The following is a 24,777-nucleotide window of genomic DNA, read 5'->3' as shown; positions in this document are numbered from 1 at the left end:
GCCCCCCCCCCCCCAACCCGCAACATCAACAAGGTCGTTCATCTGACCATTGAAAAGCCGCCGTCGAAATCGGAGATTTCCGAAACGTTAAATATGGCTTATGTTCCGTACGCTCAAATCGCGGCACGCGCGCGAGCGCGTTGTCGACGCTCGCCAGTGCGCACGGCGTCGCTGCGCTCGCGCGGCGCCGCGAATGCGGGCCATGCCAGCGCGGCGCAGAGCGCGGCGGCCGCCCAGACCGCCGGCCACCCGAACCACGACAACAGCAGCGGGATCGCCGAAGGCGCGACGAAGAACGCAACGAATGCGCCGGTGTTGCCCATGGCGAGCGCGGTTCCCACCCGACCGTTGCCCGCGAGCGTCGCGAGTTCGGTGAAGGCAACGCCGTGCCAGGCGGAAGCGGCGATACCGCCAGGCACGATCACCGCGGCGAGCAGCGTGACGAACGCAGCGCTTGCGCGATGCGCTGGCGACGCAAAAGCCGTCAGCGCGGCAAGCACCACGAACAGCGCGACGGTGAGCGCCGCGCAACCGCGCAGCCAGATACGCCGGTCGCCGTGCCGGTCTGTCCAACGGCCGCCGTACACCCGCATGAACGCCGCGCCGCCCTGCACGGCCGCAAGCGTCGCGCTGACTGCCGCCGTACCCGCATGGCCGACGTCATGCAGGAAAATGCTCGCGAACGAGAGCACGGCCACCTGGGGAATGCACAGCACGCCAATGCCGGTCACCATGCGCCACACGGTGACGCTGCGCAGCGGCGAGACGGCGCGTTGTGCCTGCGCGAGCGCTTCGTGAGCGACAAGCGGCACATGCGCGGCGTCCGGTTCGTGCGCGGGTTCGTGCAACCAGACGATCGTAAGCACGGTGGAGACCACACACATCGCGGCGAGTGCGCCGTAGACGGCAGCGAATCCCGCATGCTCGGCGAGCGCGGGCAGCACGAGTGCGCCAAGTCCGCCGCCAGTCGGCACGGCGGTTTGCCGGATGCTCATCGCAAGGCCGCGCTCGTGGGCGGCGAACCACGCCATCACCGCGCGCCCGCTCGAGCCGTTCACGCTTCCGCCAAGCAGGCCGAGCGCGAGCAGGCCAACCGCGAGCACCGTCGCGCTGGGCGTGTGCGCGCCCGCCGGGGCGCCCCAGAGCGCCATCGCGACGAGTGCGAGCGCTGTCGTGGAAAGGCCCGTGAGCAGCACGCGCCGGTCGCCCCAGCGGTCCGTCAGGAGTCCCCAGGGAAGCTCGCTCAGTACGATGCCAAGTCCAAGCATGCCGAGCACGATACCCAGTTCGCCCGTGCCGATGCGGTAATCCGAGCGGATCAACACGCCCGTCGCGGGAATGCCGCCGAGCGCTGCCGCAAAACTGGCGTTGGCCGCCACGCCCACCGCGAGCACTTTCCAGCGGTGTGCCGCGCCCCGCCTCGTACTGCGTCCCATGATGATCTCCAGAAAACGGTTGACTGAGGGCATCGTAGAGGCGCAACATCTATCGGAAAAGCGGGAAATTCCAATTCGTATATTCGGAATTTCCGAATGATGAAATGGCACGAAACGCACCGGGTCAAGCTGAACCATGAACGCACGCGGTTTCGATCTCGCGCAGTTGCGCACATTTATCGCCGTGACGGAAGCGGGCAGTGTCTCCGCGGGTGCGGAGCGGGTGTTCCTCTCGCAGTCGTCGGTGAGCGAGCAGCTCAAGAAGCTCGAGGAGCGCGTCGGCCAGCCGCTTTTCGTGCGCAGCAAGCAGGGTATGACCGCCACGCCCGCGGGCGCGAAGCTGCTCGACCACGCGCGCCGCATCGTCGCGCTCTGCGACGCCGCCTTCGACGACATGCTCGGCCGCACGCTCGACGGCGAAGTGCGCATTGCGATCACGGACTATTACCGGCCGCACGACGTCGCCGAGATCATCCGGCGCTTCGCGGTCCAGCATCCGCGTCTGCGTCTGCATGTGACCGTGCTGCCGAGCGCCGTGATCGACAGCAGCGCGGACGATAATGCCTACGACATCGGCTTGTCGCTGCGGCTGGTGGAGGAAGGCCGCGGTACGCACAGGAACACGTCGATACGGCGCGAAAAACTGGTGTGGGTGGGCGCGACGCAAACGCTGCGCGAGCGGCCCGCGCTCACGCCGCCCTGGCCGCTCGTGCTGCTGCCGGCGACCTGCCAGTTGCAGCGGCGCGTCGTGAGGCTGCTCGACGAAGCGCGCATGCCCTATCTGATTTCGCATTCGGCTTCGGGCGTGGCCGGGCTGCAGCTCGCGCTCAAGGCGGGGCTGGGGATCTCGTGTCTGAACGAGTCGTCGATCGGCGAAGGACTGATGCCCTGCCCGGCTTCATTCGGCCTGCCCGCACTGCCTGCGGCCGAATTTCATTTGCTGCCGGGCCGACCGGGCGAGTCCGCGCACGTGACGAACGCGCGCGCGGCGCTCGGGGAACTGCTCGCTTAAGTTCAGGCGCCTTAGCTTGCAGCCTGAACCAGCTCGGCAAAGCGCAGCAGGTCGACGTTGCCCCCGGAGATGAGCACGCCCACGCGCTTGCCGCGCACATCCACCTTGCCGTGCAACACTGCCGCCGCCGCGAGGCAGCCGGTGGGTTCGACCACGAGCTTCATGCGGCTCGCGAAGAACTTCATCGTATCGACGAGTTCCGCGTCGCTCACCGTGACGATCTCGCTCACGCGCTCGCGGATCACCGCGAAGGTCAGGTTGCCGAGATGCTGGGTTTGCGCGCCGTCGGCAAGGGTCTTCGGCGTGTCGATGTGGACGATCTCACCTGTCTGCAGGCTGCGCTGACCGTCGTTGCCGGCTTCGGGCTCGACGCCGATCACCGTGCACGCGGGCGAGAGCGCATGCGCGGCAGTCGCACAGCCCGACAGCAGCCCGCCCCCGCCAAGCGGCGTGAGCAGCAGGTCGAGCTCGCCCGTTTCCTCGAACAACTCCTTGGCGGCGGTGCCCTGCCCGGCCATCACATGCGCGTGGTCGTACGGCGGAATGAGCGTGAGGCCGCGCTCGGCCGCGAGCCGTTTGCCGAGCGCCTCGCGGTCTTCGGTATAGCGATCGTAAAAGACGACCTCGCCGCCATAGCCGCGCGTGGCCTCCACCTTTACGGCGGGCGCGTCGTGCGGCATGACGATCACGGCCTTCACGCCGAGCAGGCGCGCCGACAGCGCGATCGCCTGCGCGTGGTTGCCCGACGAAAACGTGATCACGCCGCCCGCCTTCTGCTCCGGCGTGAACTGTGCGATCGCGTTATAGGCGCCGCGGAACTTGAACGCGCCCATGCGCTGCAGGTTCTCGCATTTGAAGAAGAGCTGCGCGCCCGTGCGTTCGTTCGCGGTGCTGGAAGTCAGAACCGGCGTGCGGTGCGCGACGCCACGCAGGCGTTCGTGGGCGGCGGCGACGTCTTCGAAGGTAATAGGCAGAGTGCTCATGGTCGGTCTTCGGCTGGCAGGTAGGTGTAGACGGTCGAGCGCGCCACACCGAGCGTGGTGGCCACGTCGGCGAGCGCATGACGCAGGTTCAGCATTCCGTTTGTCGCGAGTTCGCGCACGGCCTCGCGGCGCTGCGCGAGCGTCATGCCGATGGGCGTGGTGTTGCGCGTGGCGGCGAAGCGTTCGAGCGCCTCGCGCACGCAGCCCACGCCGCGCGGCGCGAGCGTTTCGGCGACGGGCGCAGCCGTGCTGGTCTGGATCAGCTGGCCGAGGCCGGCCGTCACCGCGCCGATCAGCGACACATCCATGTTCAGGCAGAGGGCCGCGACGTACTCGCCCGCGCTGTTCTTGAGGCCGATGGATGTGCTCTTGGCCGGACGCCCGTCGGGAAAGCGGTTCGGATAGTTGGCCACGACTTCGGGGAAGCCGGAGTCGGTGATGCGCGCGAGACCCATTTCGGTGGCGGCGTCGCCGACTTGCCGTCCTGACAAATTGTTCGCGATCGCCACGACCGAGTGCTCGGGCCGCGTGAGGTCGTGCAGCACTACCTCGACGAGCGGCGCGAGCGTCTGCCCGAGCGCCGCGACAATCTTCTCGCCTTCGCGCAGGAGCAGCGCGTTTTCGTCAGTGGAAAGGCCGGAACGGGTCTTGCGGGTTGGCATCATGATATTGGACATTTTGACAGTAAATGACTGAATGTCAATCGTTTAAATGGATCGCTCAGAGTTGCCGTGCCTGGCCGCCCGATGCGCGAAAAAAAAACCCCGCCCGAAGGCGAGGTCAATCAGACACGAAGAAACACGACTCACTGCATTGCTGCTCAGACCGTGAAGCGCTCGCTCACGAACTGCGTGGACGGCACGCGTGCGCGCGCCGCCACCGCTTGCGCGGCGCTCACCATCGCGGGCGGACCGCAAACGTAGAGATCGGGCGCCGCGCCACCGTCTGCAAGCGCGGCGGCGAGCGCGTCGACGGGGGTGCTGTGCGAGCCTTGCCAGCCATCACCCGCTTCGCGCACGCAAAGCTCGACGTGCAGTTGCGGCAGCGCCGCCCGAAGCGCGTCCAGTTCGTCGAGCAGGAACAGCTCGCTCTCGCGATTCACGCCGTAAAAGAGCCGCGCGTCGTTCATTTCGCCGAATTCGGCCATGCGGCGCAGTATCGAAAGCACGGGCGCGAGACCCGTGCCGCCCGCGACGAACCAGCGCGGGCGCAGGCTGTCGGCGATCAAACCGAAGCCGCCCTGCGGGCCGTGAACGGTAAGCAGGTCGCCCGGCTGCGCCCGCTCGCGCAGATACGCCGAAAACTCGCCTTGCGGCCGCAGCCGGATGAGGAACTCGAGGCGCCCTTCCCAGTTGCTCGTGTTGGCAAGCGAGAACGGGCGCTTCACGCCGCCTTCCGGCAACTCCAGTTCCGCGAACTGGCCCGCTTCGAATTCGGCGGCGCTGCCGCTCGTGTCGTCGGCATCGAGAAGCAGTTCGAGACGGCACGTGTCGTCGGCGATCGTTGCCAGCGCGGCGATGCGCGCCGTGCGCGCGGCAACCGGCTGCAGCAGCACCTTCGTGCCGTCGTACGGCGCGGCGACACGCAAGTCGGCCGACGGTCTCGTGCGGCACAGCAGAACCGCCTGCGGGTCGCCGGACGGCAACGCATCCGCATTGTGATCGCCGAGCGTGTACGTCCCTTCGGTCACGGTGGCGTGGCACGCGCCGCAGCTGCCGCGCCGGCACTGCGAAGGCAGCGTGATATCCGCCGCCGCCGCCGCGCTCAGCACATCCTGCCCCGGCTCGCAGGCGAAGCCGAACGCCTGGCCGTCGCGCGTGGTGAGCTCGATTTGATAACTCATGACGATTTCACCCGCGCTCAAGCGGCCTTGCGTGCGAGCGCCGCGGCGAGGTCCGCTTGCGCCTCGCCGATCGGCGAAATGCCGAACTGCTTGACGAGGATGTCGAGGACGTTCGGCGTGAGGAAGGCGGGCAACGTCGGTCCGAGATGGATGTTGCGCAGGCCGAGCGCGAGCAGCGTGAGCAGCACCGCAGCGGCCTTCTGCTCGAACCACGACACCACGAGGGTAAGCGGCAGATCGTTCACGCCGCAGTCGAAGGCCTTCGAGAGCGCGATGGCGATCTGGATCGCCGAGTAGCTGTCGTTGCACTGGCCCAGATCGAGCAGGCGCGGGATGCCGCCGATGTCGCCGAACGCGTGGCGGTTGAAGCGGTACTTGTTGCAGCCGAGCGTCATGACGACGGTGTCGTCGGGCGCGCCCTGGGCGAACTCGGTGTAGTAGTTGCGGCCCGGCGCGGCGCCGTCGCAGCCGCCGATCAGGAAGAAGTGGCGGATCTGGCCGGCCTTCACCGCGTCGATCACCTTGTCGGCCACGCCGAGCACCGTGTTGCGCGCAAAGCCGATGGTGATGGTTTCCTCCAGCGCCGTTTCGCGGAAGCCCGGCAGCGCGAGCGCGGCCTGCACGACCGGCGCGAATGCGTGATGCTCGAGATGGCGCACGCCGGCCCAGCCTACCGGCCCGGTGGTGAAGATGCGCTGGCGGTACTGCGGCAGCGGCTCGATCAGGCAGTTCGAGGTCATCAGGATCGGGCCGGGGAAGTTCGCGAAGTCCGATTGCTGGTCCTGCCATGCGCCGCCGTAGTTGCCTGCCAGATGCGGATAGGCCTTGAGCTTCGGGTAAGCATGCGCAGGCAGCATCTCGCCGTGCGTGTAGATCTGCACGCCGGTGCCCTGGGTCGCTTCGAGCAGCGCCTCCAGATCGCCGAGGTCGTGGCCCGAGACCAGGATGGCTTTGCCCGCCGCCGGCGTCACGCGCACGGCAGTGGGTTCGGGCACGCCGAATCGACCCGTGTTCGCCGCATCGAGCAGTTCCATCACCTTGAGGTTCAGGTTGCCGAGCGCGAGCGCATGTTCAAGGATATCGCCGGCTTGCGTGGGTTCGCTCGCGAGAAACACGAGCGCCGCCTCCACGCCCGCGTAGACCTCCTCGCTCTCGTAGCCGAGCACGCGCGCGTGATGGGCGTAAGCACATACGCCTTTGAGACCGTAGAGCACGAGGGCTCGCAGGCCCACGACATCCTCGCCCACCTTCGGCAGCCCGGCCCTGATGCCGACGAGCGCCGCCTGCGCCTGCAGTTCGGCGAGATCGTTGGCCGGTTGCCAGAGCGCGGCGCCGCCCGGCTGCGCAGCAGCGACGCCTTGCGCGAGCGCGAGCGCCTCGCAGGTCGACTTCGCGCGATCGCGGTGTTGCGCGGCCTCGCGCAGCATTGCCACGAAACGGCTGGCGTTGAAATTGACGTTGGTGAGCGTTGTGAACAGCGCGTAGAGCATGAAGCGGTCGGCTTCGCGATCGGGGCTGCCGAGGCCGCGCGCGAGCGCGCCATACTGTGCGATGCCCTTGGCTGCGTAGATCAGCAGATCCTGCAGATCCGCAGTCGTGGCGTCCTTGCCGCAGTTGCCCTTGGCCGAGGCACACCCCGGTGTGGCCTGGGTGCGGTCGGTCTGTTCACATTGATAGCAAAACACGGCTTTCTCCTTTTCCTTGTGGGGTGACGGCGCGAGCAGTCTTGTAAGATGCAAAATCAATGCATCTTTTAAATGGTCGCGCGCCGGCGGGAGTTTTGCCGTGACAAAAATCAGAAAACGTGTCCGCTCGAGGCGGAGAAGCGACTGCGTGTGCGAAAACGTCGCAGCAGGTCGGCGCTCGACTCGCTCAGCTTGCTGAGTTCGCTCGGTCCGCGCGCGCAAATGAAAAGCCCCGGCCCGACCGTGAGGTCGAGCCGGGGCTTCAGGTCCTGCCGATGCGTTCGGAGGCTTTAAAACGGAATATCGTCGTCCATCTCGTCGAAGCCGCCGCCGGCCGGCGCGTTCGAACGGCCGCCACCCGCGCCGCCGCCGGCACCGCCACCGCCACCGCTCGAACGCGGCGCGCCGCCACCGCCCGAAGCGCGGCCGCCGCCGCGCGGCGCGGACTGCTCACGGCTGTAGCCGCCGTCGTCGCCCATGTCGCTGCCCATCGAGGCGCCGCCGCTGCGGCCGCCCAGCATCTGCATCTGGTCGGCGACGATTTCCGTCGAGTAGCGGTCGGTGCCGTCCTGCGCTTGCCACTTGCGCGTGCGGATGCGGCCTTCGATATACACCGACGAGCCCTTCTTCAGGTACTCCGAGACGATCTCGGCCAGGCGCCCGAAGAACGACACGCGGTGCCATTCGGTCATTTCCTTGAACTCGCCGGACGCCTTGTCCTTGTAGCGGTCGGTCGTGGCGAGGCGAATGTTCGCCACGGCGTCGCCGCTCGGCAGATAGCGCACTTCCGGATCGGCGCCGAGGTTGCCGACGAGGATCACCTTGTTCACGGATGCCATGAATTTCTCCTGTTTGATTCCGTTGCGAGGAGCGGCCGCGCGGTGCGCGCCGGCGAGCGCCTGATGTGTCATGCGCCTTCGCCGGTCGCGGACCGCCTCCGCGAATTGCGTTGCTGTGAACCGCTGGTTCTAACTCAGGCCCGCCCGGGTCAAGCCCGCGTGGCTTCTGCCCGCTTGGGCGGCGCCTTCATATTGGCCGCGATTATAAGCCAGCACAAGACGAGCCCCGAGCACGTATAAAACACGGCGCTCGCGCCCTCGTGCTTGAGTATCCATCCGCCCACCACGCCGCCGAGCGCGAGCCCTATCGACTGCGTGGTGTTGTACACGCCCGTAGCCGCGCCCTTGCGATTGCCCGGCGCGAGCTTCGACACGAGCGAAGGCTGCGAAGCCTCCAGGATGTTGAAGCCGAGGAAGTACACGAAGAGCACGGCCGCCACGATGACAAGTGTATGCGCGAGCGAGCCGAGCAAAAGCTGGCCGATCAGGATAAGACCGATCGCAGAAACGAGCACGGGCTTCATCTTGCCCCGCTTCTCCGCGACGATGATGGCGGGCACCATCATGACAAACGCGAGGCCCATGACCGGCAGATAGATCATCCAGTGCGACGCGACCGGCAGGCCCGCGTCCACGAGCAGGCGCGGGACGACGAGAAAGAGCGCCGTCTGCGTGGCGTGCAGCACGAGCACGCCGAAGTTCAGGCGCAGCAGCTCCACGTTGTGCAGCACCTCGGCGAATGGGGCGCGCACGTGCACGGGCTTGCTGGGCGCGTCGGGCACGACCCAGATCACCACGCCCACCGCGAGAATCGAGAACACCCCGACCAGTGTGAACAGGCCGCTCATGCCGACCCAGTGGAACACGATCGGCGCGCCGACGATGGCCACGGCGAACGACATGCCGATCGAGCCGCCCACCATCGCCATGGCCTTGGTGCGGTGCTCCTCGGCGGTCAGGTCGGCGATAAACGCCAGCACGGCCGACGATACGGCGCCCATGCCCTGGATCACCCGTCCGACGATGATCCACACCATGTCGTGCGCGCCCGCCGCGACGAAGCTGCCGATCGCGAAGATGACGAGGCCGGTGGCAATGACGGGCTTTCTGCCCACCATGTCCGAAACCCAGCCGTAGAAAATATAGAGAAGCGACTGCGTGACGCCGTATGCGCCGAGCGCGATGCCGACCAGCAGCAGGTTGTCGCCGCCGGGAATGGTTTTCGCGTAGACGGAAAACACCGGCATGATCATGAACAGACCGAGCATGCGCAGCGCGAAGATCGCCGCCAGCGAGACGGTCGCGCGCAACTCGGGCGCGCTCATGCGCGAGGATGTAGCGGGTGAATTGGAGGACATCGGAGCGTTATGTGTTTGGACCGCAAGTGCCCGCACGTTTGTTGACCGGGACGCCCCCTGACGCGCCTCTTTCGAGGCCCTTGCACTTGCCGCTCCGGGCCCTTTCAAAGACCGTCAGCAAGCCGTAACGGCGGTCTGGAAAAGTCGTTATAGTAGCAGGTTTGGTTTCCCTTTCTCCCGCAGGTTCATGGAACAGATCCGTATCCGTGGGGCCCGAACCCACAACCTGAAGAACGTCAATCTGGACCTGCCGCGCCACAAGCTCGTGGTGATCACCGGGCTTTCGGGCTCGGGCAAGTCCTCGCTGGCGTTCGACACGCTCTACGCGGAAGGCCAGCGCCGCTACGTGGAAAGCCTCTCGGCCTACGCGCGCCAGTTCCTGCAGCTCATGGAAAAGCCCGACGTCGACCTGATCGAGGGTCTGTCGCCGGCGATTTCCATCGAGCAGAAGGCCACGTCGCACAACCCGCGCTCGACCGTCGGCACCGTCACCGAGATCCACGACTACCTGCGGCTGCTTTACGCACGCATCGGCACGCCCTACTGCCCGGACCACGAAATTCCGCTGGAGTCGCAAAGCGTCTCGCAGATGGTGGACGCCGCGCTCGCCCTGCCCGAAGAAACGAAGCTGATGATCCTCGCGCCCGTGATCGTGGACCGCAAGGGCGAGCACGCCGAGCTGTTCGACGACATGCAGGCGCAGGGTTTCGTGCGCTTTCGGGTGCGCTCGGGCGGCGGCACGGCCAACGAAGGGGAAGCGAAGATCTACGAGGTCGAGTCGCTGCCCAAGCTCAAGAAGAGCGAGCGCCACACCATCGACGTGGTGGTCGACCGCCTGAAGGTGCGTCCCGACATGAAGCAGCGCCTCGCGGAGTCGTTCGAAACCGCGCTGCGTCTGGCCGACGGCCGCGCCATCGCGCTCGAAATGGACACGAACCGCGAGCACCTGTTCAGCTCGAAGTTCGCCTGCCCGATCTGCTCGTATTCGCTGCCCGAGCTGGAACCGCGCCTCTTCTCGTTCAACAACCCGATGGGCGCATGCCCCGAGTGTGACGGTCTGGGCCAGATCACGTTCTTCGATCCGAAGCGCGTGGTCGCGCACCCGTCGCTGTCGCTCGCGGCGGGCGCCGTGAAGGGCTGGGACCGGCGCAACCAGTTCTACTTCCAGATGCTCCAGAGCCTGGCCGCGTTCTACGACTTCGACATCGATACCGCGTTCGAGGACCTGCCCGAGAAAGTGCGCAAGATCCTGCTCTACGGCTCCGGAAAGCAGGAGATTCCGTTCTCGTACATCAACGAGCGCGGCCGCACTTCGGTGCGCGAGCATGTGTTCGAAGGGATCATCCCGAACCTCGAGCGGCGCTACCGCGAGACCGACTCGGCCGCCGTGCGCGAGGAGCTTTCGAAGTACCAGAACAACCAGGCCTGCCCGCACTGCGAAGGCACGCGCCTGCGCCGCGAAGCGCGCTTCGTGCGCATCGGCGCGGGCGAGGAGGCGCGGGCCATCTATGAAGTGAGCGGCTGGCCGCTGCGCGACACGCTCGGCTACTTCCAGACGCTGCACCTCGAAGGTGCAAAGCGCGAGATCGCCGACAAGGTGGTCAAGGAAATCGTCGCGCGCCTCATGTTCCTCAACAACGTCGGGCTCGACTATCTCTCGCTCGAGCGCAGCGCCGAGACGCTGTCCGGCGGCGAGGCGCAGCGCATCCGCCTCGCCTCGCAGATCGGCTCGGGCCTCACGGGCGTGATGTACGTGCTCGACGAGCCGTCCATCGGCCTGCACCAGCGCGACAACGACCGCCTGATCTCCACGCTCAAGCATCTGCGCGACCTCGGCAATTCGGTGATCGTCGTCGAGCACGACGAAGACATGATCCGCATGGCCGACTACGTGGTCGACATGGGTCCGGGCGCGGGCGAGCACGGCGGCATGGTGATTTCGCAGGGCACGCCAGCGGAAGTCGAGCACGATCCGGCCTCGATGACGGGCCAGTACCTCTCGGGCGCGCGCCGCATCGACTATCCCGACGAGCGCATCGAGCCCGGCGAGCGCCGCCTGCGCATCGTCGAGGCCCACGGCAACAACCTCAAGCACGTCACGCTCGACCTGCCCGTCGGTCTTTTGACCTGCGTGACGGGCGTCTCGGGCTCGGGCAAGTCCACGCTCATCAACGACACGCTTTATCACGCCGTGTCGCAGCATCTGTATGGATCGTCGGCGGAACCGGCGCCGTTCGAGGCGATCGAGGGTCTCGAGCACTTCGACAAGGTCATCAACGTCGACCAGTCGCCGATCGGGCGCACGCCGCGCTCGAACCCGGCCACCTACACGGGCCTCTTCACGCCCATCCGCGAACTGTTCGCGGGCGTGCCGGCCGCCAAGGAACGCGGCTACGAGTCGGGCCGCTTCTCGTTCAACGTGAAGGGCGGGCGCTGCGAAAGCTGCCAGGGCGACGGCGTGCTCAAGGTGGAAATGCACTTCCTGCCCGACGTGTACGTGCCCTGCGACGTCTGCCACGGCAAGCGCTACAACCGCGAGACGCTCGAGATTCAATACAAGGGCCGAAACATCAGCGAAGTGCTCGACATGACGGTGGAAGCCGCCTACGAGTTCTTCAAGGCGGTGCCGGTGGTGGCGCGCAAGCTCAAGACGCTGCTCGATGTCGGCCTGGGCTATATCCGCCTCGGCCAGTCGGCGACCACGCTCTCGGGCGGCGAGGCGCAGCGCGTGAAGCTTTCGCTCGAACTTTCCAAGCGGGACACGGGCCGCACGCTGTATATACTCGACGAGCCGACCACGGGCCTGCACTTCCACGACATCGCGCTTTTGCTCGAAGTGATTCACCGGCTTCGAGATCAGGGCAACACGGTGGTCATCATCGAGCATAATCTCGATGTAATCAAAACCGCCGACTGGGTCGTGGACATGGGACCGGAAGGCGGCGCGGGCGGTGGGCAGATCGTGGCCCAGGGGACGCCCGAACAGGTGGCGAAGTCGAAGGCAAGCTTCACGGGCCGCTATCTCGCGCCGCTGCTCAAGCGCCAGATCGCCGCGCTGGACACGGCCTCGGGCAAGTAACCCGCCAGGCGGGCTGACAAGCGGGCCGGAAATTTAGCAGTAGAAATAGCTGCAGCAACAACGGGTCGGGGGCGCGTGCGCCCCCGAAAGTTTGGAGACGGAATACACCCAACATGGTCAAGCGCAACGAAGCGACCGAAGATAAACAGGTGCGCGACCTGCGGCCACGGCCGGTCAGGCTCACGAGCGACATGAGCCTGCCGAAGCTTTCGGCAGTGGAAATCGGCAGCTATGTGACTGCGCTCGCCGGCATGCTGGCAGTGCTGCACCTGAACCTGCTCGGCGCACTGCTCGCGGGCATGCTCGTCTTCCAGCTCGTTCATACCATTTCGCCGCTCATCGAGCGGCGCATGTCGAGTAGCCGCGCACGCTGGCTCTCCGTGGTGCTGGTTTCGATCGTGATCGTGGGGGTGCTCACGGGGCTCACCGTGGGCGTCATCGAGCAGTTCGAAAACGACGTGCCGAGCGTGCAGAAGGTCATGGCGCAGATGATGACGTTCGTCGACCAGGCGCGCGGGCGCATTCCCGAGTCCATCGCCGCCTATCTGCCCGTTGACGTCGCCCAGATGAAGCTCAAGGCGCTCGCGCTCATGCACGAGCACGCCACCCAGCTCGGCCAGGGCGGCAAGAACGCCGCGCGCATCTTCGGGCATATCGTGATCGGCATGATCATCGGCGCGATCATCGCCATTGGCGCGCAGAAGAACGCCACGCGGCTGCCGCTTTCCACGGCGTTCGTCGCGCGCGTGTCGCGTTTCGCCGACGCGTTCCGCCGCATCGTGTTCGCGCAGGTGAAGATTTCCGCGATCAACACGGTGTTCACCGGCCTCTTCCTCCTGCTCGCGCTGCCGTTGTTTCACGCGCCGCTGCCGCTCGCGAAGATGCTGGTCGTGGTGACCTTCGTGGTGGGCCTGTTGCCCGTGATCGGCAACCTGATCTCGAACACGCTGATCGTCGCCATCGCGCTCACCGTGAGTCTGCCCGCGGCGGTCACGGCGCTCGTGTTTCTCATCCTGATCCACAAGCTCGAATACTTCCTGAACGCGCGCATCGTGGGCGGACAGATCGAGGCGCGCACGTGGGAACTGCTCGTCGCCATGCTCGTGATGGAAGCCGCGTTCGGCATTCAAGGCGTGATCGCCGCGCCGATTTTCTACGCGTATATCAAGCGCGAACTGATTTATCTGCGGCTCGTCTGAGCCGCTTTCGCCAAGGCCCGCGCGCGGACTTCAACGCCCGCGCGGCTCGCCGGGCACGTCGGTCATGCCGTCGTGCCCCATCGCGTAGATCGCCACCTGCACGCGGCTCGTGAGATTGAGCTTGCGCAGAATGTTGCGCACGTGAATCTTCACCGTGCTCTCCGCCAGGTCGAGCGTACGCGCAATCTCCTTGTTGCTCGCGCCGCGCGCCAGCTCGCGCACGATGTCGCGCTCGCGCGCCGTGAGCGTCTCCGCGCTCGCACGCGCGGCGCCGGTCGTGCCGGTCCCGCCGGTCGACTGCGCGGGTTTGCGCATCTGCTCCACGAGCTTCGCCGTCATGTGCTCGGTAATGACCGGCTGGCCGCTCGCGGCCTTGCGGATCGCCGCGACGAGCGCGTCGGCGTCGATGTTCTTGAGCAGGAAGCCGCGCGCGCCCTCGCGCATCGCGGCGGTGAGCTCGTCGGCTTCCTCGGAGACGGTGAGCATCACGACCGCCGTGTCTGGCAGGTCTTCCACCAGCAGTTGCAGCGTTTCGAGCCCCGAGAGGCCCGGCATGTTGAGGTCGAGCAGGATGACGTCGGGCAGGTGCTGCTTCGCGCGCTTGACGCCTTCCACGCCGTCCGACGCCTCGCCGACCACCTCCAGGTCAGCCTGACGCTGCAGGAGCGCGCTCACGCCCGAGCGAAAGAGCGTGTGGTCGTCGATGAGCAGGATGCGTATGGTCATGGGGATCGTGGTCTTGTCGCGATGTCTTCCGGTTCTGATCGGAACGCCGTCGGCCAGGTTCGTTGGCCGCATTCACGCGGCCATGCGGCTCGTGGCGGGCAGCACCAGTTCGACGCGTGCGCCGCGCCCCGGCGCGCTCTGTAGCGTGAGCACGGCGGCAAGACGTCTCGCGCGCTCATGCATGATGTGAAAGCCCACGTGCGATTCGCCGCGCGAAGCGATATCGGCGGGATCGTAGCCCACGCCGTCGTCTTCGATCGTCAGGCGGAAGTCGCGCGCGTTCACGACACTCACCTGAACGTGCAGCGCCTCAGCATGCTTGCGCGCATTCGAGAGCGCCTCCTGCAGCACGAAGAGTACCTGCAGCTGCTGGTCGGGCGGCAGCGGCGGCCCGTCTTCGTCGCGATAGTCGAGCGTCAGCTCGGCGTCCGACTGGCGGCGAAAGCGCGCCACGGTGTCCTCCACGGCGAGGCGCAGCTTGCCCGGGCCGAGCTTCGTACGGAAATTCAGCAGCAGTTCGCGCACGTCGTCGTAGCTTTCCTCGACGCCGCCCGCGAGCAGCGGCACGATCTCGCGGATTTCGTCGAGGTCGCCCTGCTGCGCCGCCCCATCGAGCAGGTGTACTTGCATCTTCAGGAAGCTCAGGCCTTGCGCGATGCTGTCGTGCAGCCCCTGGGCGACGAGATTGCGCTCCTCGGACACGGCGAGCTGGCGCCCGAGCGCCACGAGCCGCCGGTTCATGAGCGCGACGCCCAGGTGGCGGCCGAGCGTCTGGAGCAGCTGGACGCCCGACGGCGGAATCTCCCGCTCGCGCCGGAAGTGCAGCGAGAACGTGCCGAGCGTCTCGTTCTGCGCGACGATGGCCGACACCGCGACGCTCACGAAGCCCGCTTTCAGGCAGCGCTGCGTGAAAGCCCCGCCCAGGCCGCTTTCTCCGCTTTCCCCACCGGCCGTGCGCGCGCCCGGCTGCGCCATCAAGCCGAATACGACCGGCGCCTCGGCCGTCGCGCCCCCGCACGCACAGTCGGCCGCGGGCATGCACTGCTCCGCGCGCGTGATCGATTCGGGCATGCCTTCCGAAACGAGCAGATGCAGATTGCCGTCGTCAGGCGAAACGACGCGCACCGTGCCGCCATCGGCGTCGAATTCGCGCATCACGCGCGTGAGGAAATCGTGGCACAGGCTTTCCGCCGGGCCCGGCGTGTTGAGAAACGCCGCCATCTCGTAGAGCGTGGCGAGTTCGCGGTTTTGCGCCGCCAGTTGCGCGGTCTTGGCGTCCACACGCTCCGCAAGGTCCTGATAGAGCGCCTGCAGCTCCGCGACCATGCGGTTGAAGCCTTGCGTGAGATGACCGAACTCGTCGTACGTTTCGACCGGCAAGCGCGTGTCGAACTCCCGCGCCTCGATGCGCGCGAGGCCGTCCTGCAAGCGCTGCACGGGCGCCACGAACCACTGGTAAAGCAGATAGACGATCGCCAGCGTGCCCACGCACGACAGCGCCGCGAGCGCGACCTGCGAAATGCGCAGCCACGCGGTCTTGCGCGCGTTCTCGCGCTCGATCAGGCTGACGAGCCGGTTCGCCTCGTCGACGAAGCCGGGCAGCAGGCCGATGTACGTCGAGGGCTCGCCCCCGCTGGCGGCGAGGTCGCTCAGCGCAGCGGGCCTGAGCGTCTGGTTCCAGGCAGTCGCGACGCGATCGAACTGCGCGTGGATGCCGGCATCGGCGGGGAGAAAGAGCGGCCGCGCCGGATCGCCGTCGCGCAATTCGCGCAGCGTCTCGTCGAGCTGGCGCATCTGGGCGTCGACTTGCGAAGGCTTGCCGGTGCGGGCTTCCCACAGTGAGATCGCCACCGCGTTCGCGCGCATGCGCAGGCTGCCCGCGTCGTTGATCGCGGCGGCGCCGCCTTCGAGCTGCCAGGAAAGCCAGAGCGTGCCGCTGATCATCGCGAGCACGAGCGCGAGCGCGACCGTGGAAAGCACAACGATGCGCGTGGAGAGCCGCCTCGGGAAAGGCGCTTCCTGCGCGCCGGAAGATCCGGCAGAAGCGGCGGATGCGGCTGCGGAATCGGAAGACGGAGTCATGGCCGGGACCGGGAATCGGCTACGCCGAAACGGCGGCGCCTATACCGACATTATCTGACGGAGCGCGGCCGATCGCGCGCTATGTCGCGGTCTGCACGGCCAACTGCGACACTATGCGCCAGTTCGCCTGCCTCCCGGGCGAGTCACGGTGAACTATATTGCGCGCCACGTGGCCTGCGCACATCGTGAAAAAAGCGGGGAAGGCGAGCGTGCTCGCTCCCCGCGAAGAACGGCCATCCCCACGGCCGTCCAGAGGCAAACGTTGGCCGCTAGCGGCTGCGCACGAGCTGCCAGGCACGCGAGAGATAGGTGATCGAAGCGAACCCGCTCCACACGTGCACGAGCCGCGTGAACGGGAAGATCACGAACAGCGTCATGCCCATGAAGAGGTGCATGCGGAAGATGAGCGGCGCGTCGGTCACGAAGCTCGCCGCGTCGCCGCGGAACGTGACGATGTGCTGCGCCCAGGTCATGAGCCGCACCATCATCGCGCCGTCCATGTGGCTAGCCGATTCGCCGATGGTGCTCAGCCCGAGCAACAGCGTGACGAGCAGCCACAACAGCAGCACCTTGTCGCCCACGCGCGTCACGGCCGAAACGCGCGCGTTCGAAAGCCGCCGGTGCAGCAGGATCGCGAGGCCCACCAGACACATCGAGCCCATCACGCCGCCCGCGACCATCGCCACGAGCTGCTTGACCGCGTGCGGCACGCCGAGCCAGTCCCACACCGCGACGGGCGTGAGCAGACCGAACAGATGCCCGAAGAAAAGCCCGAGCACGCCGACGTGAAAGAGGATATTGCCGAGCCGCAAATGCCCGCGATAGAGCAGCTGCGAGCTGTCCGCCTTCCACGTGTACTGCTCGCGCTCGAAGCGTGCGAGGCTGCCGAACAGGAAGATGGCGGCGGCAATATACGGATAGATGCCGAACAAAAACTGGTTGAGCGTGTTCATGGCGATTCCTTTGCGCAGGCAGCCAGAGTGGTCGCGGTGGCCGCGGCAAACTGCGCTCGCGGGTGGAACTGAACGACCTGCGGCGAGTTGCTCGCGCCGAACGCGTGCATGAGCGGCTCCACGCCGTCCGCGCCGGTGCCGAAGCGTTCGAGCGCCTCGTCCATGTCGCGCACGGGCGCGCCCACGAGCGGCAGCGGCTCGACCTCGGTCAGCTCGCACAGCACCGTGAAGATGCCCGCGTAGGGGCTTTCACTCTTCTCGAGCTGATTGCCGAGCGCCGCGAGTACGTGAATCGCCTCGCCGAGCAGGGCGCTCGCCTCTTCGTCGCCAATCAGACCGAGCACTTCGAGAAAGAGCGGCACGTAGTCGGGCAGTTCGCTCGTCGCGACGTCGAGGCCATGGCTGCGGTATTCGTCGAGCAGATCGACCATCGCCTGGCCGCGCGCGCGGCTCTCGCCGTGCACGTGCTCGAACAGATGCAGCGAGTGGCGCGGATTGCGGTCGAAGGTGGCCACGTACGCTTCCTGCGACTCGACGAGCGAGCGCTCGCGCAGCGCCGCGATGAGCGGCGCCAGTTCGTGCACCGCGAATGCGCCGTTCGGCAGGGCTTCGAGTGCGGCTTCGATCTCGTCGAGCGCGTCGAGCAAGGGCTGCTCGGGATAATCGAGCAGCGCGGAGAGAATGGGATAAATCGACATGATGGCGTCCTCCCGCTCAAGCTTCAGACGGCGTCTTGCGACGCGACTTCGGCATATCGGCATACACCACGCTGCCTTCGACCTTCGAGCCGAACAGCGAGCCCTCGGAAACGCCGCCCGAACAGCCGTTGCCGAACGAGAAGCCGCAACTGCCCTTCTCGTTGAACGAGTCCTCGACCATTTCCTTGTGCGACGACGGCACGACGAAACGGTCCTCGTAGTTCGCGATCGCCATGGTGCGGTACATGTCCTCGACCTGCTCGGGCGTGAGGCCCGCGCGCGCAAGAACCGCGTTGTCGTTCACGCCGTCCACGGCCTGGGTGCGCTTGTAGGCGCGCATCGCCAGCATGCGGTTGAGCGCCGAGATTACGGGCTTTTCGTCGCCGGCGGTCAGCAGGTTGGCGAGATAGCGCATGGGAATGCGCAGGCTCGCCACGTCGGGAATCACGCCGTCCATGCCGATATGGCCCGCGTCCGCGGCCGACTGGATCGGCGAAAGCGGCGGCACGTACCAGACCATCGGCAGCGTGCGGTACTCGGGGTGCAGCGGGAACGCGATCTTCCACTCGACCGCCATGCGGTACACGGGAGAGCGCACGGCGGCGTCGAGCCAGCTCTGCGGCACGCCCTGGCGGCGCGCCTCGGCCTGAATGGCGGGATCGTGCGGATCGAGGAACACATCGAGCTGCGACTGATACAGATCCTGCGTCGATTCAACCGAGGCCGCCTCGCTGATGCGGTCCGCGTCGTAAAGCATCACGCCCAGATAGCGGATACGGCCCACGCACGTTTCCGAGCAGACGGTGGGCTGCCCCGCCTCGATGCGCGGATAGCAGAAGATGCACTTCTCGGCCTTGCCGCTCTTCCAGTTGAAGTACATCTTCTTGTACGGGCAACCCGAAATGCACATGCGCCAGCCGCGGCACTTGTCCTGGTCGACGAGCACGATGCCGTCGTCTTCGCGCTTGTACACCGAGCCCGAGGGGCACGACGCCACGCACGCCGGATTCAGGCAGTGCTCGCACAGACGCGGCAGATACATCATGAAGGTGTTCTCGAAGGTCGAGTACATCTCCTTCTGCACGTTCTCGAACAGCTTGTCGCGGCTGCGCGAGGCGAACTCGCCGCCCAGGTCGTCTTCCCAGTTGGGACCCCAATGGATCTTGTCCATCTTCTTGCCGGTGATGACCGACACGGGGCGCGCGGTGGGCGGCGTCTGCGAGAGGCGCGCCTTTTGCAAATGCTCGTAGTCGTACGTGAACGGCTCGTAGTAGTCGTCGATGCCGGGTAGGTTCGGGTTCGCGAACAGGTTGGCCAGCACCTTGAGCTTCGGGCCCTGGCGCGGCTCGATCTTGCCGTTCGGGTTGCGGACCCAGCCGCCGTTCCACTTCTCCTGGTTCTCCCATTCCTTCGGATAGCCGATGCCGGGCTTCGTCTCGACGTTGTTGAACCACGCGTACTCGACGCCATCGCGCGACGTCCACACGTTCTTGCACGTGACGGAGCACGTATGGCAGCCGATGCACTTGTCGAGGTTCAGGACCATCGCCACCTGGGCGCGGATTTTCATGATGCTGCTCCTTCCTTCATCGGGCCTTCCAGCCACTCGACCTTCTTCATCTTGCGCACGATCACGTACTCGTCGCGATTGCTGCCGACGGTGCCGTAGTAGTTGAAGCCATACGCGAGTTGCGCGTAGCCGCCGATCATGTGCGTGGGCTTGAGCACCGTGCGCGTGACCGAGTTGTGAATGCCGCCGCGCATGCCGCTCGTTTCCGCGCCCGGCACGTTGATGATCTTTTCCTGTGCGTGATACATGAGGCACATGCCGCGCGGCACGCGCTGGCTCACCACGACGCGCGCCGTGAGCGTGCCGTTCACGTTGAACACTTCGACCCAGTCGTTGTCGACGAGCCCCGCTTCCTTCGCCTCGGCTTCCGAGACCCAGACGTGCGGGCCGCCACGCGAAAGCGTGAGCATGCGCAGGTTGTCCGTGTACGTGGAGTGGATGCCCCACTTCTGGTGCGGCGTGATCCAGTTCAGCACGAGTTCGTGCTCGCCGTTCGGTTTCGCGCCGAGCATCGGCGAGGTCGTCTTCGTATCGATGGCGGGCTTGTAGTTGCAGAGGCCCTCGCCGAAGTCGAGCATCCAGCGGTGATCCTGATAGAACTGCTGACGGCCCGTGAGCGTGCGCCAGGGGATCAGCTCGTGCACGTTGGTGTAGCCCGCGTTGTAGCTCACCTCTTCCGATTCGAGCCCCGACCAGGTGGGCGCGGAGATGATCTTGCGCGGCTGCGCCTGCACGTCGCGAAAGCGGATCTTGTCGTGCTCGCGGCCTTCGGCCAGGTGCGTGTGATCGCGGCCCGTGATCTTCGAGAGCGCGTCCCACGCCTTCACCGCGACGTGGCCGTTGGTTTCCGGCGCGAAGGTGAGAATCATCTCGGCGGCGTCGATGGCCGTTTCCAGACGCGGGCGTCCCTCGGCCGCGCCGCGGTTCTGCTGGATGCCCGTGAGCTGTGCGAACTCGCCCACCTCGTGCACGGTGTTCCAGTTGATGCCCTTGCCGCCGTTGCCCAGCTTTTCGAGCAGCGGCCCGACTGAGGTGAACTTGTTGTAGATCTCGCGATAGTCGCGCTCCACGAGCGTCATCGAAGGCGCGGTCTTGCCCGGGATCAGATCGCATTCGCCAAGGCGCCAGTCCTTCGGCTCGAACGCCTGACCGAGTTCACCTGGCGTGTCGTGCATGAGCGGCGTGCACACGAGGTCCGTGCGCTTGCCCAGATGCGCGCCGCCGATCTCCGAAAACTTCTTCGCGATGGCCTTGTAGATCTCCCAGTCGGTCTTGCTCTCCCACAACGGCTGCACCGCCTCCGAAAGCGGATGGATGAACGGGTGCATGTCCGACGTGTTGAGGTCGTCCTTCTCGTACCACGTGGCCGAGGGCAGCACGATGTCGCCGTAAAGGCACGTGGTGCTCATGCGGAAGTCGAGCACCGTGAGCAGGTCGAGCTTGCCTTCGGCCGCTTCGCGCACGTTCACTTCGGAAGGCTTGATCGCGTCGGCTTCGTCGCCGAACAGCGCGTTCTGCGTGCCGAGCAGGTACTTGAGGAAGTACTCGTGACCCTTGCCCGAGCTGCCCAGGATGTTCGAGCGCCACACGAACATGTTGCGCGGGAAGTTTGCGGGATTGTCGGGGTCGTCGCAGGCGAAGTTCAATGCGCCCGACTTCAGCTGATCGACGGTGTACTGCACCGGCTGCACGCCCGCGCGCTGCGCAGCATCCACGACGTCGAGCGGATTGGCGCCCAGTTGCGGCGCCGAAGGCAGCCAGCCCATGCGCTCGGACTTCGCGTTGAGGTCGAGCATCGACAGGTTCTTGTAGCGTTCGCGGTCCGCGCCCGGGCCGAGGATCTCATCGAGGCTGACCTTCTCGTGGCGCCACTGGCTCGTGTGGTTGTAGAAGAACGACGTGCCGTTCATCTGGCGCGGCGGGCGCGACCAGTCGAGCGCGAACGCGAGCGGCGCCCAGCCGAATTGCGGACGCAGCTTTTCCTGGCCCACGTAGTGCGCCCAGCCGCCGCCGCTCTGGCCGATACAGCCGCACATCATCAGCAGATTGATGATGCCGCGGTAGATCATGTCGTTGTGGTACCAGTGATTGAGCGCCGCGCCGACGATCACCATGCTCTTGCCGCGCGTGCGGTCGGCATTGTCGGCAAACTCGCGCGCCACCTGGATCACGAGCTTGCGGGGCACCGTGGTGTGCTTCTCCTGCCAGGCGGGCGTGCAGGGCACGTCGTCGTCATACGAGGACGCGACGTTCGGTCCGCCAAGCCCCTGGTCGACGCCGTAGTTGGCCATCTGCAGGTCGAAGACGGTCGCGACCAAAGCGCTCGTGCCGTCGGCCAGCGCCACGCGCTTCACGGGCACGCGACGCGCGAGCAGCGCGCCATGTTCGCCGCCGAAGTACGGGAAGCCCACCTCGACCACTTCGTCATGCCTGTCAATGAGCGACAACAGCGGATCGATTTCGCGGCCGCTGCCGCCGTCTTTCATTTCGAGGTTCCAGCGGCCCACCTTCTTGCCGCCGTCGTGCTCGCCTTCGCCCCAGCGGAAACCGATCGAGCCGTTCGGCGCGACGATGTCACCCGTGGTCGAATCGATGGCGAGCGTCTTCCACTGCGGGTTGTTCGCTTCGTCGAGATTCGCGGCGAGTTGCGACGCGCGCAGGAACTGGTCCGGCACGAGCGCGCCATCGCGCTTCGCGAGCGTGACGAGCATCGGCATGTCGGTGTACTGCTTGACGTAGTCGCGGAAGTACGCGGACTTCGCCGTTGCGTGAAACTCCTTGAGCACCACGTGGCCCATCGCGAGCGCGAGCGCCGCGTCGGTGCCCTGCTTCGGCGCAAGCCAGATATCGCCGAACTTCACCATCTCGCCGAAGTCGGACGACACCGCCACCGTCTTCGTGCCCTTGTAGCGGACCTCGGTGTAGAAGTGGGCGTCGGGCGTGCGCGTTTGCGGCACGTTCGAGCCCCACACCATGAGATACGTGGAGTTGTACCAGTCGGCCGATTCGGGCACGTCGGTCTGCTCGCCCCACACCTGCGGCGAGGAAGGCGGCAAGTCGCAATACCAGTCGTAGAACGACAGACACGCCCCGCCGATCAGGCTCAGATAACGCGCGCCTGCGGCGTACGAGACCATCGACATTGCCGGAATGGGCGAAAAACCCACCACGCGATCGGGACCGTACTTGCCGATGGTGTAGGCGTTGGCCGCCGCGATCATCTCGGTGGCCGTGTCCCACCCGGCGCGCACGAAGCCGCCCTGGCCGCGCGCGCGCTTGTAGTGCGCCGCCTTCTTCGGGTCCTCGACGATCGAAGCCCATGCCTTGACCGGGTCGAGCGTCTTGCGCGCCTCGCGCCACATTTCGATCAGGCGCCCGCGGATCATCGGGTACTTCACGCGCTGCGCCGAATACACGTACCAGCTATACGATGCGCCACGCGGGCAGCCGCGCGGTTCGTGATTGGGCAGGTCGGCGCGCGTGCGCGGATAGTCGGTCTGTTGCGTTTCCCACGTGATCAGGCCGTTCTTCACGTAAACCTTCCACGAGCACGAGCCCGTGCAGTTCACGCCGTGGGTCGAGCGCACGATCTTGTCGTGCTGCCAGCGGCTGCGATACCCGTCTTCCCACTTGCGGTCCTCGTTCACCACCGCGCCGTGACCCTTCGAAAACGTCGACTTCACGCGCGACATGAACTTCAACCGGTCCAGAAAATAACTCATCAGGTTCTCCGGGACTGCTGCTGGAATCGATCGATCACGCCTGTCGCCGCCCGCTTGCGTGGCACGCGTGGCGACAGGCAGCCGTATCGTTCCGAGTATGGCGGGCAGGCCCGTGCCTGCCCATTCATCAACGGGAGAGTTCGCACTACTCCCAAAGGACTAATTCGCTTCAGCAAGGTGTGGATGCGTTGCGGCGCGCGTAGAAGAACCACGTCACCACCGCGCACACCACATAGAAGCCGATGAAGCACACGAGCGCGCCGACCGGTGAGCCCGTCATTTCGAGCGACGAGCCAAAGCTCTTCGGAATGAAGAAGCCGCCGTACGCGCCCATTGCGCCCGCGAAGCCGAGCACCGCCGCCGACTCCTTGCCCGCTTCGGCGAGCGCGCTGCGCTGCACGTCATCACCGTTGCCCTTCGCGGCGCGTTGATGGTGCGTCAGGAAGATCACGGGAATCATGCGGAAGGTCGAACCGTTGCCGATGCCGGTGAGCGCGAACAGCACGACGAACATCGCGAGGAAACCGGCAAAGCTGCCCTGTGCGCCGCCCAGCGCGCCGCCCGGCAGGAACGCGATCACGCCCATCACCGCGACGATCATCGCGAGGAAGGTCCAGAGCGTGACGCGCGCGCCGCCGAGCTTGTCCGAGATCCAGCCGCCGACGGGGCGCGTGAGTGCGCCGGCAAGCGGCCCGAGGAAGGCCCATGCAGTCGGGTTGATGGCGGGAAACTCCGCCTTCGTGAGCAGCGCGAGGCCGGCCGAGAAGCCGATGAACGAGCCGAACGTGCCGACATAGAGAAAGCACATGATCCAGTTGTGCGCGCGGCGGAAGATCACGGCCTGCTCGCGGAACGAGGCCTTCGCATCGGCGATGTCGTTCATGCCGAACCACGCGGCAAACGAAGAGACGACGATGAGCGGAATCCACACGAAGCCCGCGTTCTGCAGCCAGATGCTGTGCTCGGCGCCGTCCTTCACCCAGGTCTGGCCGTCGCCGAGCAGGCCGGCGAACACGGCCGTCGAGATGACGATCGGCGTGACGAACTGCACGAGCGAGACGCCGAGGTTGCCGATGCCCGCATTGAGGCCGGTGGCAAAACCCTTGCGCGCCTTCGGAAAGAAGAAGCTGATGTTCGCCATCGACGAGCTGAAGTTCGCCCCGCCGAGACCGCACAGCAGGGCGAGCACGAGCAGCGTCGTATACGAGGTGGACGGATCGCGCAGCGCGAAGCCCATTCCGAAGGCCGGAATCAGGAGGCTCGCCGTGGAGATCGCCGTGAAGCGGCGGCCGCCGAAAATCGGCACGAGGAACGAATAGAAGATGCGCAGCGTGGCGCCCGAAAGCGCAGGCAGCGCCGTGAGCCAGAAGAGTTCGTTCTTGGTGAAGTGAAAGCCGCCCTTGTCGAGATTGACGACCGTGACGCTCCACAGCGACCACACCACGAACGCCAGCATCAGCGCGGGAATCGAAATCCACAGGTTACGGGTGGCGATCTGCTCGCCGGAAGCCTGCCAGAACCGGGGGTTCTCGGGCTCCCATTGGGTCAGGAGATACTTGGACATGGTTGTGCTCGTTCAGTAGGCGCCGCAG

The 24,777-nt window shown here is 66.1% G+C and carries 17 protein-coding genes; 3 read left to right on the top strand and 14 right to left on the bottom strand.

The genetic code is table 11. The features are described from left to right. Window positions 1–113 precede the first annotated feature (113 nt). Window positions 114–1,436 carry an MFS transporter gene (locus AB4Y40_RS39695; RefSeq protein WP_368692506.1) on the bottom strand — a complete coding sequence of 441 codons (1,323 nt, stop codon included), beginning with the start codon at window positions 1,434–1,436 and terminating at the stop codon, window positions 114–116. A 136-nt stretch (window positions 1,437–1,572) separates the two neighbouring features. Between AB4Y40_RS39695 and AB4Y40_RS39690 the strand changes: the two genes are divergently transcribed. Then, window positions 1,573–2,448: a LysR family transcriptional regulator gene (locus AB4Y40_RS39690; RefSeq protein WP_368692505.1), complete on the top strand. Its 876-nt coding sequence runs from the start codon at window positions 1,573–1,575 to the stop codon at window positions 2,446–2,448. 11 nt (window positions 2,449–2,459) lie between these two features. Here the strand turns inward: AB4Y40_RS39690 and AB4Y40_RS39685 are convergent, their stop codons facing one another. The 6 genes from AB4Y40_RS39685 to AB4Y40_RS39660 form a co-directional block, all read right to left on the bottom strand. After that, complete coding sequence (locus AB4Y40_RS39685; protein ID WP_368692504.1) at window positions 2,460–3,431, bottom strand: threo-3-hydroxy-L-aspartate ammonia-lyase; 972 nt, start codon at window positions 3,429–3,431, stop codon at window positions 2,460–2,462. After that, a complete protein-coding gene (locus AB4Y40_RS39680) occupies window positions 3,428–4,096 on the bottom strand; it encodes a transcriptional regulator (RefSeq protein WP_368692503.1) in 669 nt (222 codons plus the stop codon). Before AB4Y40_RS39680 ends, AB4Y40_RS39685 begins: the two co-directional genes overlap by 4 nt. 155 nt (window positions 4,097–4,251) lie before the next feature. Then, entirely contained in the window at window positions 4,252–5,274 is a 1,023-nt protein-coding gene (locus tag AB4Y40_RS39675) for a 2Fe-2S iron-sulfur cluster-binding protein (RefSeq protein WP_368692502.1), read from the bottom strand. 17 nt (window positions 5,275–5,291) lie between these two features. Beyond that, a complete protein-coding gene (gene hcp, locus AB4Y40_RS39670; protein ID WP_368692501.1) occupies window positions 5,292–6,959 on the bottom strand; it encodes a hydroxylamine reductase in 1,668 nt (555 codons plus the stop codon). 290 nt (window positions 6,960–7,249) lie between these two features. Further along, window positions 7,250–7,798: a single-stranded DNA-binding protein gene (locus AB4Y40_RS39665; RefSeq protein ID WP_368692500.1), complete on the bottom strand. Its 549-nt coding sequence runs from the start codon at window positions 7,796–7,798 to the stop codon at window positions 7,250–7,252. A 149-nt stretch (window positions 7,799–7,947) separates the two neighbouring features. Further along, window positions 7,948–9,123, bottom strand: a complete 1,176-nt coding sequence (locus AB4Y40_RS39660) for an MFS transporter (RefSeq protein ID WP_368692508.1) — start codon at window positions 9,121–9,123, stop codon at window positions 7,948–7,950. Between the two features lie 220 nt (window positions 9,124–9,343). Here AB4Y40_RS39660 and uvrA point away from each other — a divergent pair, with 220 nt between their 5' ends. Beyond that, window positions 9,344–12,235, top strand: coding sequence for an excinuclease ABC subunit UvrA (gene uvrA, locus AB4Y40_RS39655; RefSeq protein ID WP_368692499.1), 2,892 nt, complete (start codon window positions 9,344–9,346; stop codon window positions 12,233–12,235). A gap of 113 nt (window positions 12,236–12,348) precedes the next feature. Beyond that, complete coding sequence (locus AB4Y40_RS39650) at window positions 12,349–13,434, top strand: AI-2E family transporter (RefSeq protein WP_368692498.1); 1,086 nt, start codon at window positions 12,349–12,351, stop codon at window positions 13,432–13,434. A 30-nt stretch (window positions 13,435–13,464) separates the two neighbouring features. On the opposite strand, the gene AB4Y40_RS39645 is transcribed toward AB4Y40_RS39650, so the two are convergent. From AB4Y40_RS39645 to AB4Y40_RS39615, 7 genes are all read right to left on the bottom strand, one after another. Then, window positions 13,465–14,160, bottom strand: coding sequence for a response regulator (locus AB4Y40_RS39645; protein WP_368692497.1), 696 nt, complete (start codon window positions 14,158–14,160; stop codon window positions 13,465–13,467). 72 nt (window positions 14,161–14,232) lie between these two features. Beyond that, entirely contained in the window at window positions 14,233–16,242 is a 2,010-nt protein-coding gene (locus AB4Y40_RS39640; protein ID WP_368692496.1) for a type IV pili methyl-accepting chemotaxis transducer N-terminal domain-containing protein, read from the bottom strand. A 269-nt stretch (window positions 16,243–16,511) separates the two neighbouring features. Next, the gene (gene narI, locus AB4Y40_RS39635) at window positions 16,512–17,195 is read right to left on the bottom strand and encodes a respiratory nitrate reductase subunit gamma (protein ID WP_368692495.1); all 684 of its coding nucleotides are present in this window, start codon (window positions 17,193–17,195) and stop codon (window positions 16,512–16,514) included. Then, window positions 17,192–17,893: a nitrate reductase molybdenum cofactor assembly chaperone gene (narJ, locus tag AB4Y40_RS39630; protein ID WP_368692494.1), complete on the bottom strand. Its 702-nt coding sequence runs from the start codon at window positions 17,891–17,893 to the stop codon at window positions 17,192–17,194. Before narJ ends, narI begins: the two co-directional genes overlap by 4 nt. Window positions 17,894–17,909: 16 nt before the next feature. Then, window positions 17,910–19,463 carry a nitrate reductase subunit beta gene (gene narH, locus AB4Y40_RS39625; RefSeq protein WP_368692493.1) on the bottom strand — a complete coding sequence of 518 codons (1,554 nt, stop codon included), beginning with the start codon at window positions 19,461–19,463 and terminating at the stop codon, window positions 17,910–17,912. Continuing rightward, window positions 19,460–23,185, bottom strand: coding sequence for a nitrate reductase subunit alpha (locus AB4Y40_RS39620; RefSeq protein WP_368692492.1), 3,726 nt, complete (start codon window positions 23,183–23,185; stop codon window positions 19,460–19,462). Before AB4Y40_RS39620 ends, narH begins: the two co-directional genes overlap by 4 nt. A 169-nt stretch (window positions 23,186–23,354) precedes the next feature. Then, window positions 23,355–24,749, bottom strand: coding sequence for a NarK family nitrate/nitrite MFS transporter (locus AB4Y40_RS39615; RefSeq protein ID WP_368692491.1), 1,395 nt, complete (start codon window positions 24,747–24,749; stop codon window positions 23,355–23,357). Window positions 24,750–24,777 lie beyond the last annotated feature (28 nt).

It is taken from the genome of Paraburkholderia sp. EG287B, assembly GCF_040965595.1.
GTDB lineage: Bacteria > Pseudomonadota > Gammaproteobacteria > Burkholderiales > Burkholderiaceae > Paraburkholderia.
This window is presented reverse-complemented; position numbering and strand designations above follow the sequence as displayed.

What these genes read in the sequence shown, in the direction of transcription:
- narI (WP_368692495.1), bottom strand. Translation starts at nt 17,195, where the DNA reads ATGAACACGCTCAACCAGTTTTTGTTCGGCATCTATCCGTATATTGCC.
- AB4Y40_RS39690 (WP_368692505.1), top strand. Translation starts at nt 1,573, where the DNA reads ATGAACGCACGCGGTTTCGATCTCGCGCAGTTGCGCACATTTATCGCC.
- uvrA (WP_368692499.1), top strand. Translation starts at nt 9,344, where the DNA reads ATGGAACAGATCCGTATCCGTGGGGCCCGAACCCACAACCTGAAGAAC.
- AB4Y40_RS39650 (WP_368692498.1), top strand. Translation starts at nt 12,349, where the DNA reads ATGGTCAAGCGCAACGAAGCGACCGAAGATAAACAGGTGCGCGACCTG.
- AB4Y40_RS39640 (WP_368692496.1), bottom strand. Translation starts at nt 16,242, where the DNA reads ATGACTCCGTCTTCCGATTCCGCAGCCGCATCCGCCGCTTCTGCCGGA.
- AB4Y40_RS39675 (WP_368692502.1), bottom strand. Translation starts at nt 5,274, where the DNA reads ATGAGTTATCAAATCGAGCTCACCACGCGCGACGGCCAGGCGTTCGGC.
- AB4Y40_RS39615 (WP_368692491.1), bottom strand. Translation starts at nt 24,749, where the DNA reads ATGTCCAAGTATCTCCTGACCCAATGGGAGCCCGAGAACCCCCGGTTC.
- AB4Y40_RS39660 (WP_368692508.1), bottom strand. Translation starts at nt 9,123, where the DNA reads ATGAGCGCGCCCGAGTTGCGCGCGACCGTCTCGCTGGCGGCGATCTTC.
- AB4Y40_RS39620 (WP_368692492.1), bottom strand. Translation starts at nt 23,185, where the DNA reads ATGAGTTATTTTCTGGACCGGTTGAAGTTCATGTCGCGCGTGAAGTCG.
- AB4Y40_RS39665 (WP_368692500.1), bottom strand. Translation starts at nt 7,798, where the DNA reads ATGGCATCCGTGAACAAGGTGATCCTCGTCGGCAACCTCGGCGCCGAT.
- AB4Y40_RS39645 (WP_368692497.1), bottom strand. Translation starts at nt 14,160, where the DNA reads ATGACCATACGCATCCTGCTCATCGACGACCACACGCTCTTTCGCTCG.
- narH (WP_368692493.1), bottom strand. Translation starts at nt 19,463, where the DNA reads ATGAAAATCCGCGCCCAGGTGGCGATGGTCCTGAACCTCGACAAGTGC.
- AB4Y40_RS39685 (WP_368692504.1), bottom strand. Translation starts at nt 3,431, where the DNA reads ATGAGCACTCTGCCTATTACCTTCGAAGACGTCGCCGCCGCCCACGAA.
- AB4Y40_RS39695 (WP_368692506.1), bottom strand. Translation starts at nt 1,436, where the DNA reads ATGGGACGCAGTACGAGGCGGGGCGCGGCACACCGCTGGAAAGTGCTC.
- narJ (WP_368692494.1), bottom strand. Translation starts at nt 17,893, where the DNA reads ATGTCGATTTATCCCATTCTCTCCGCGCTGCTCGATTATCCCGAGCAG.
- AB4Y40_RS39680 (WP_368692503.1), bottom strand. Translation starts at nt 4,096, where the DNA reads ATGATGCCAACCCGCAAGACCCGTTCCGGCCTTTCCACTGACGAAAAC.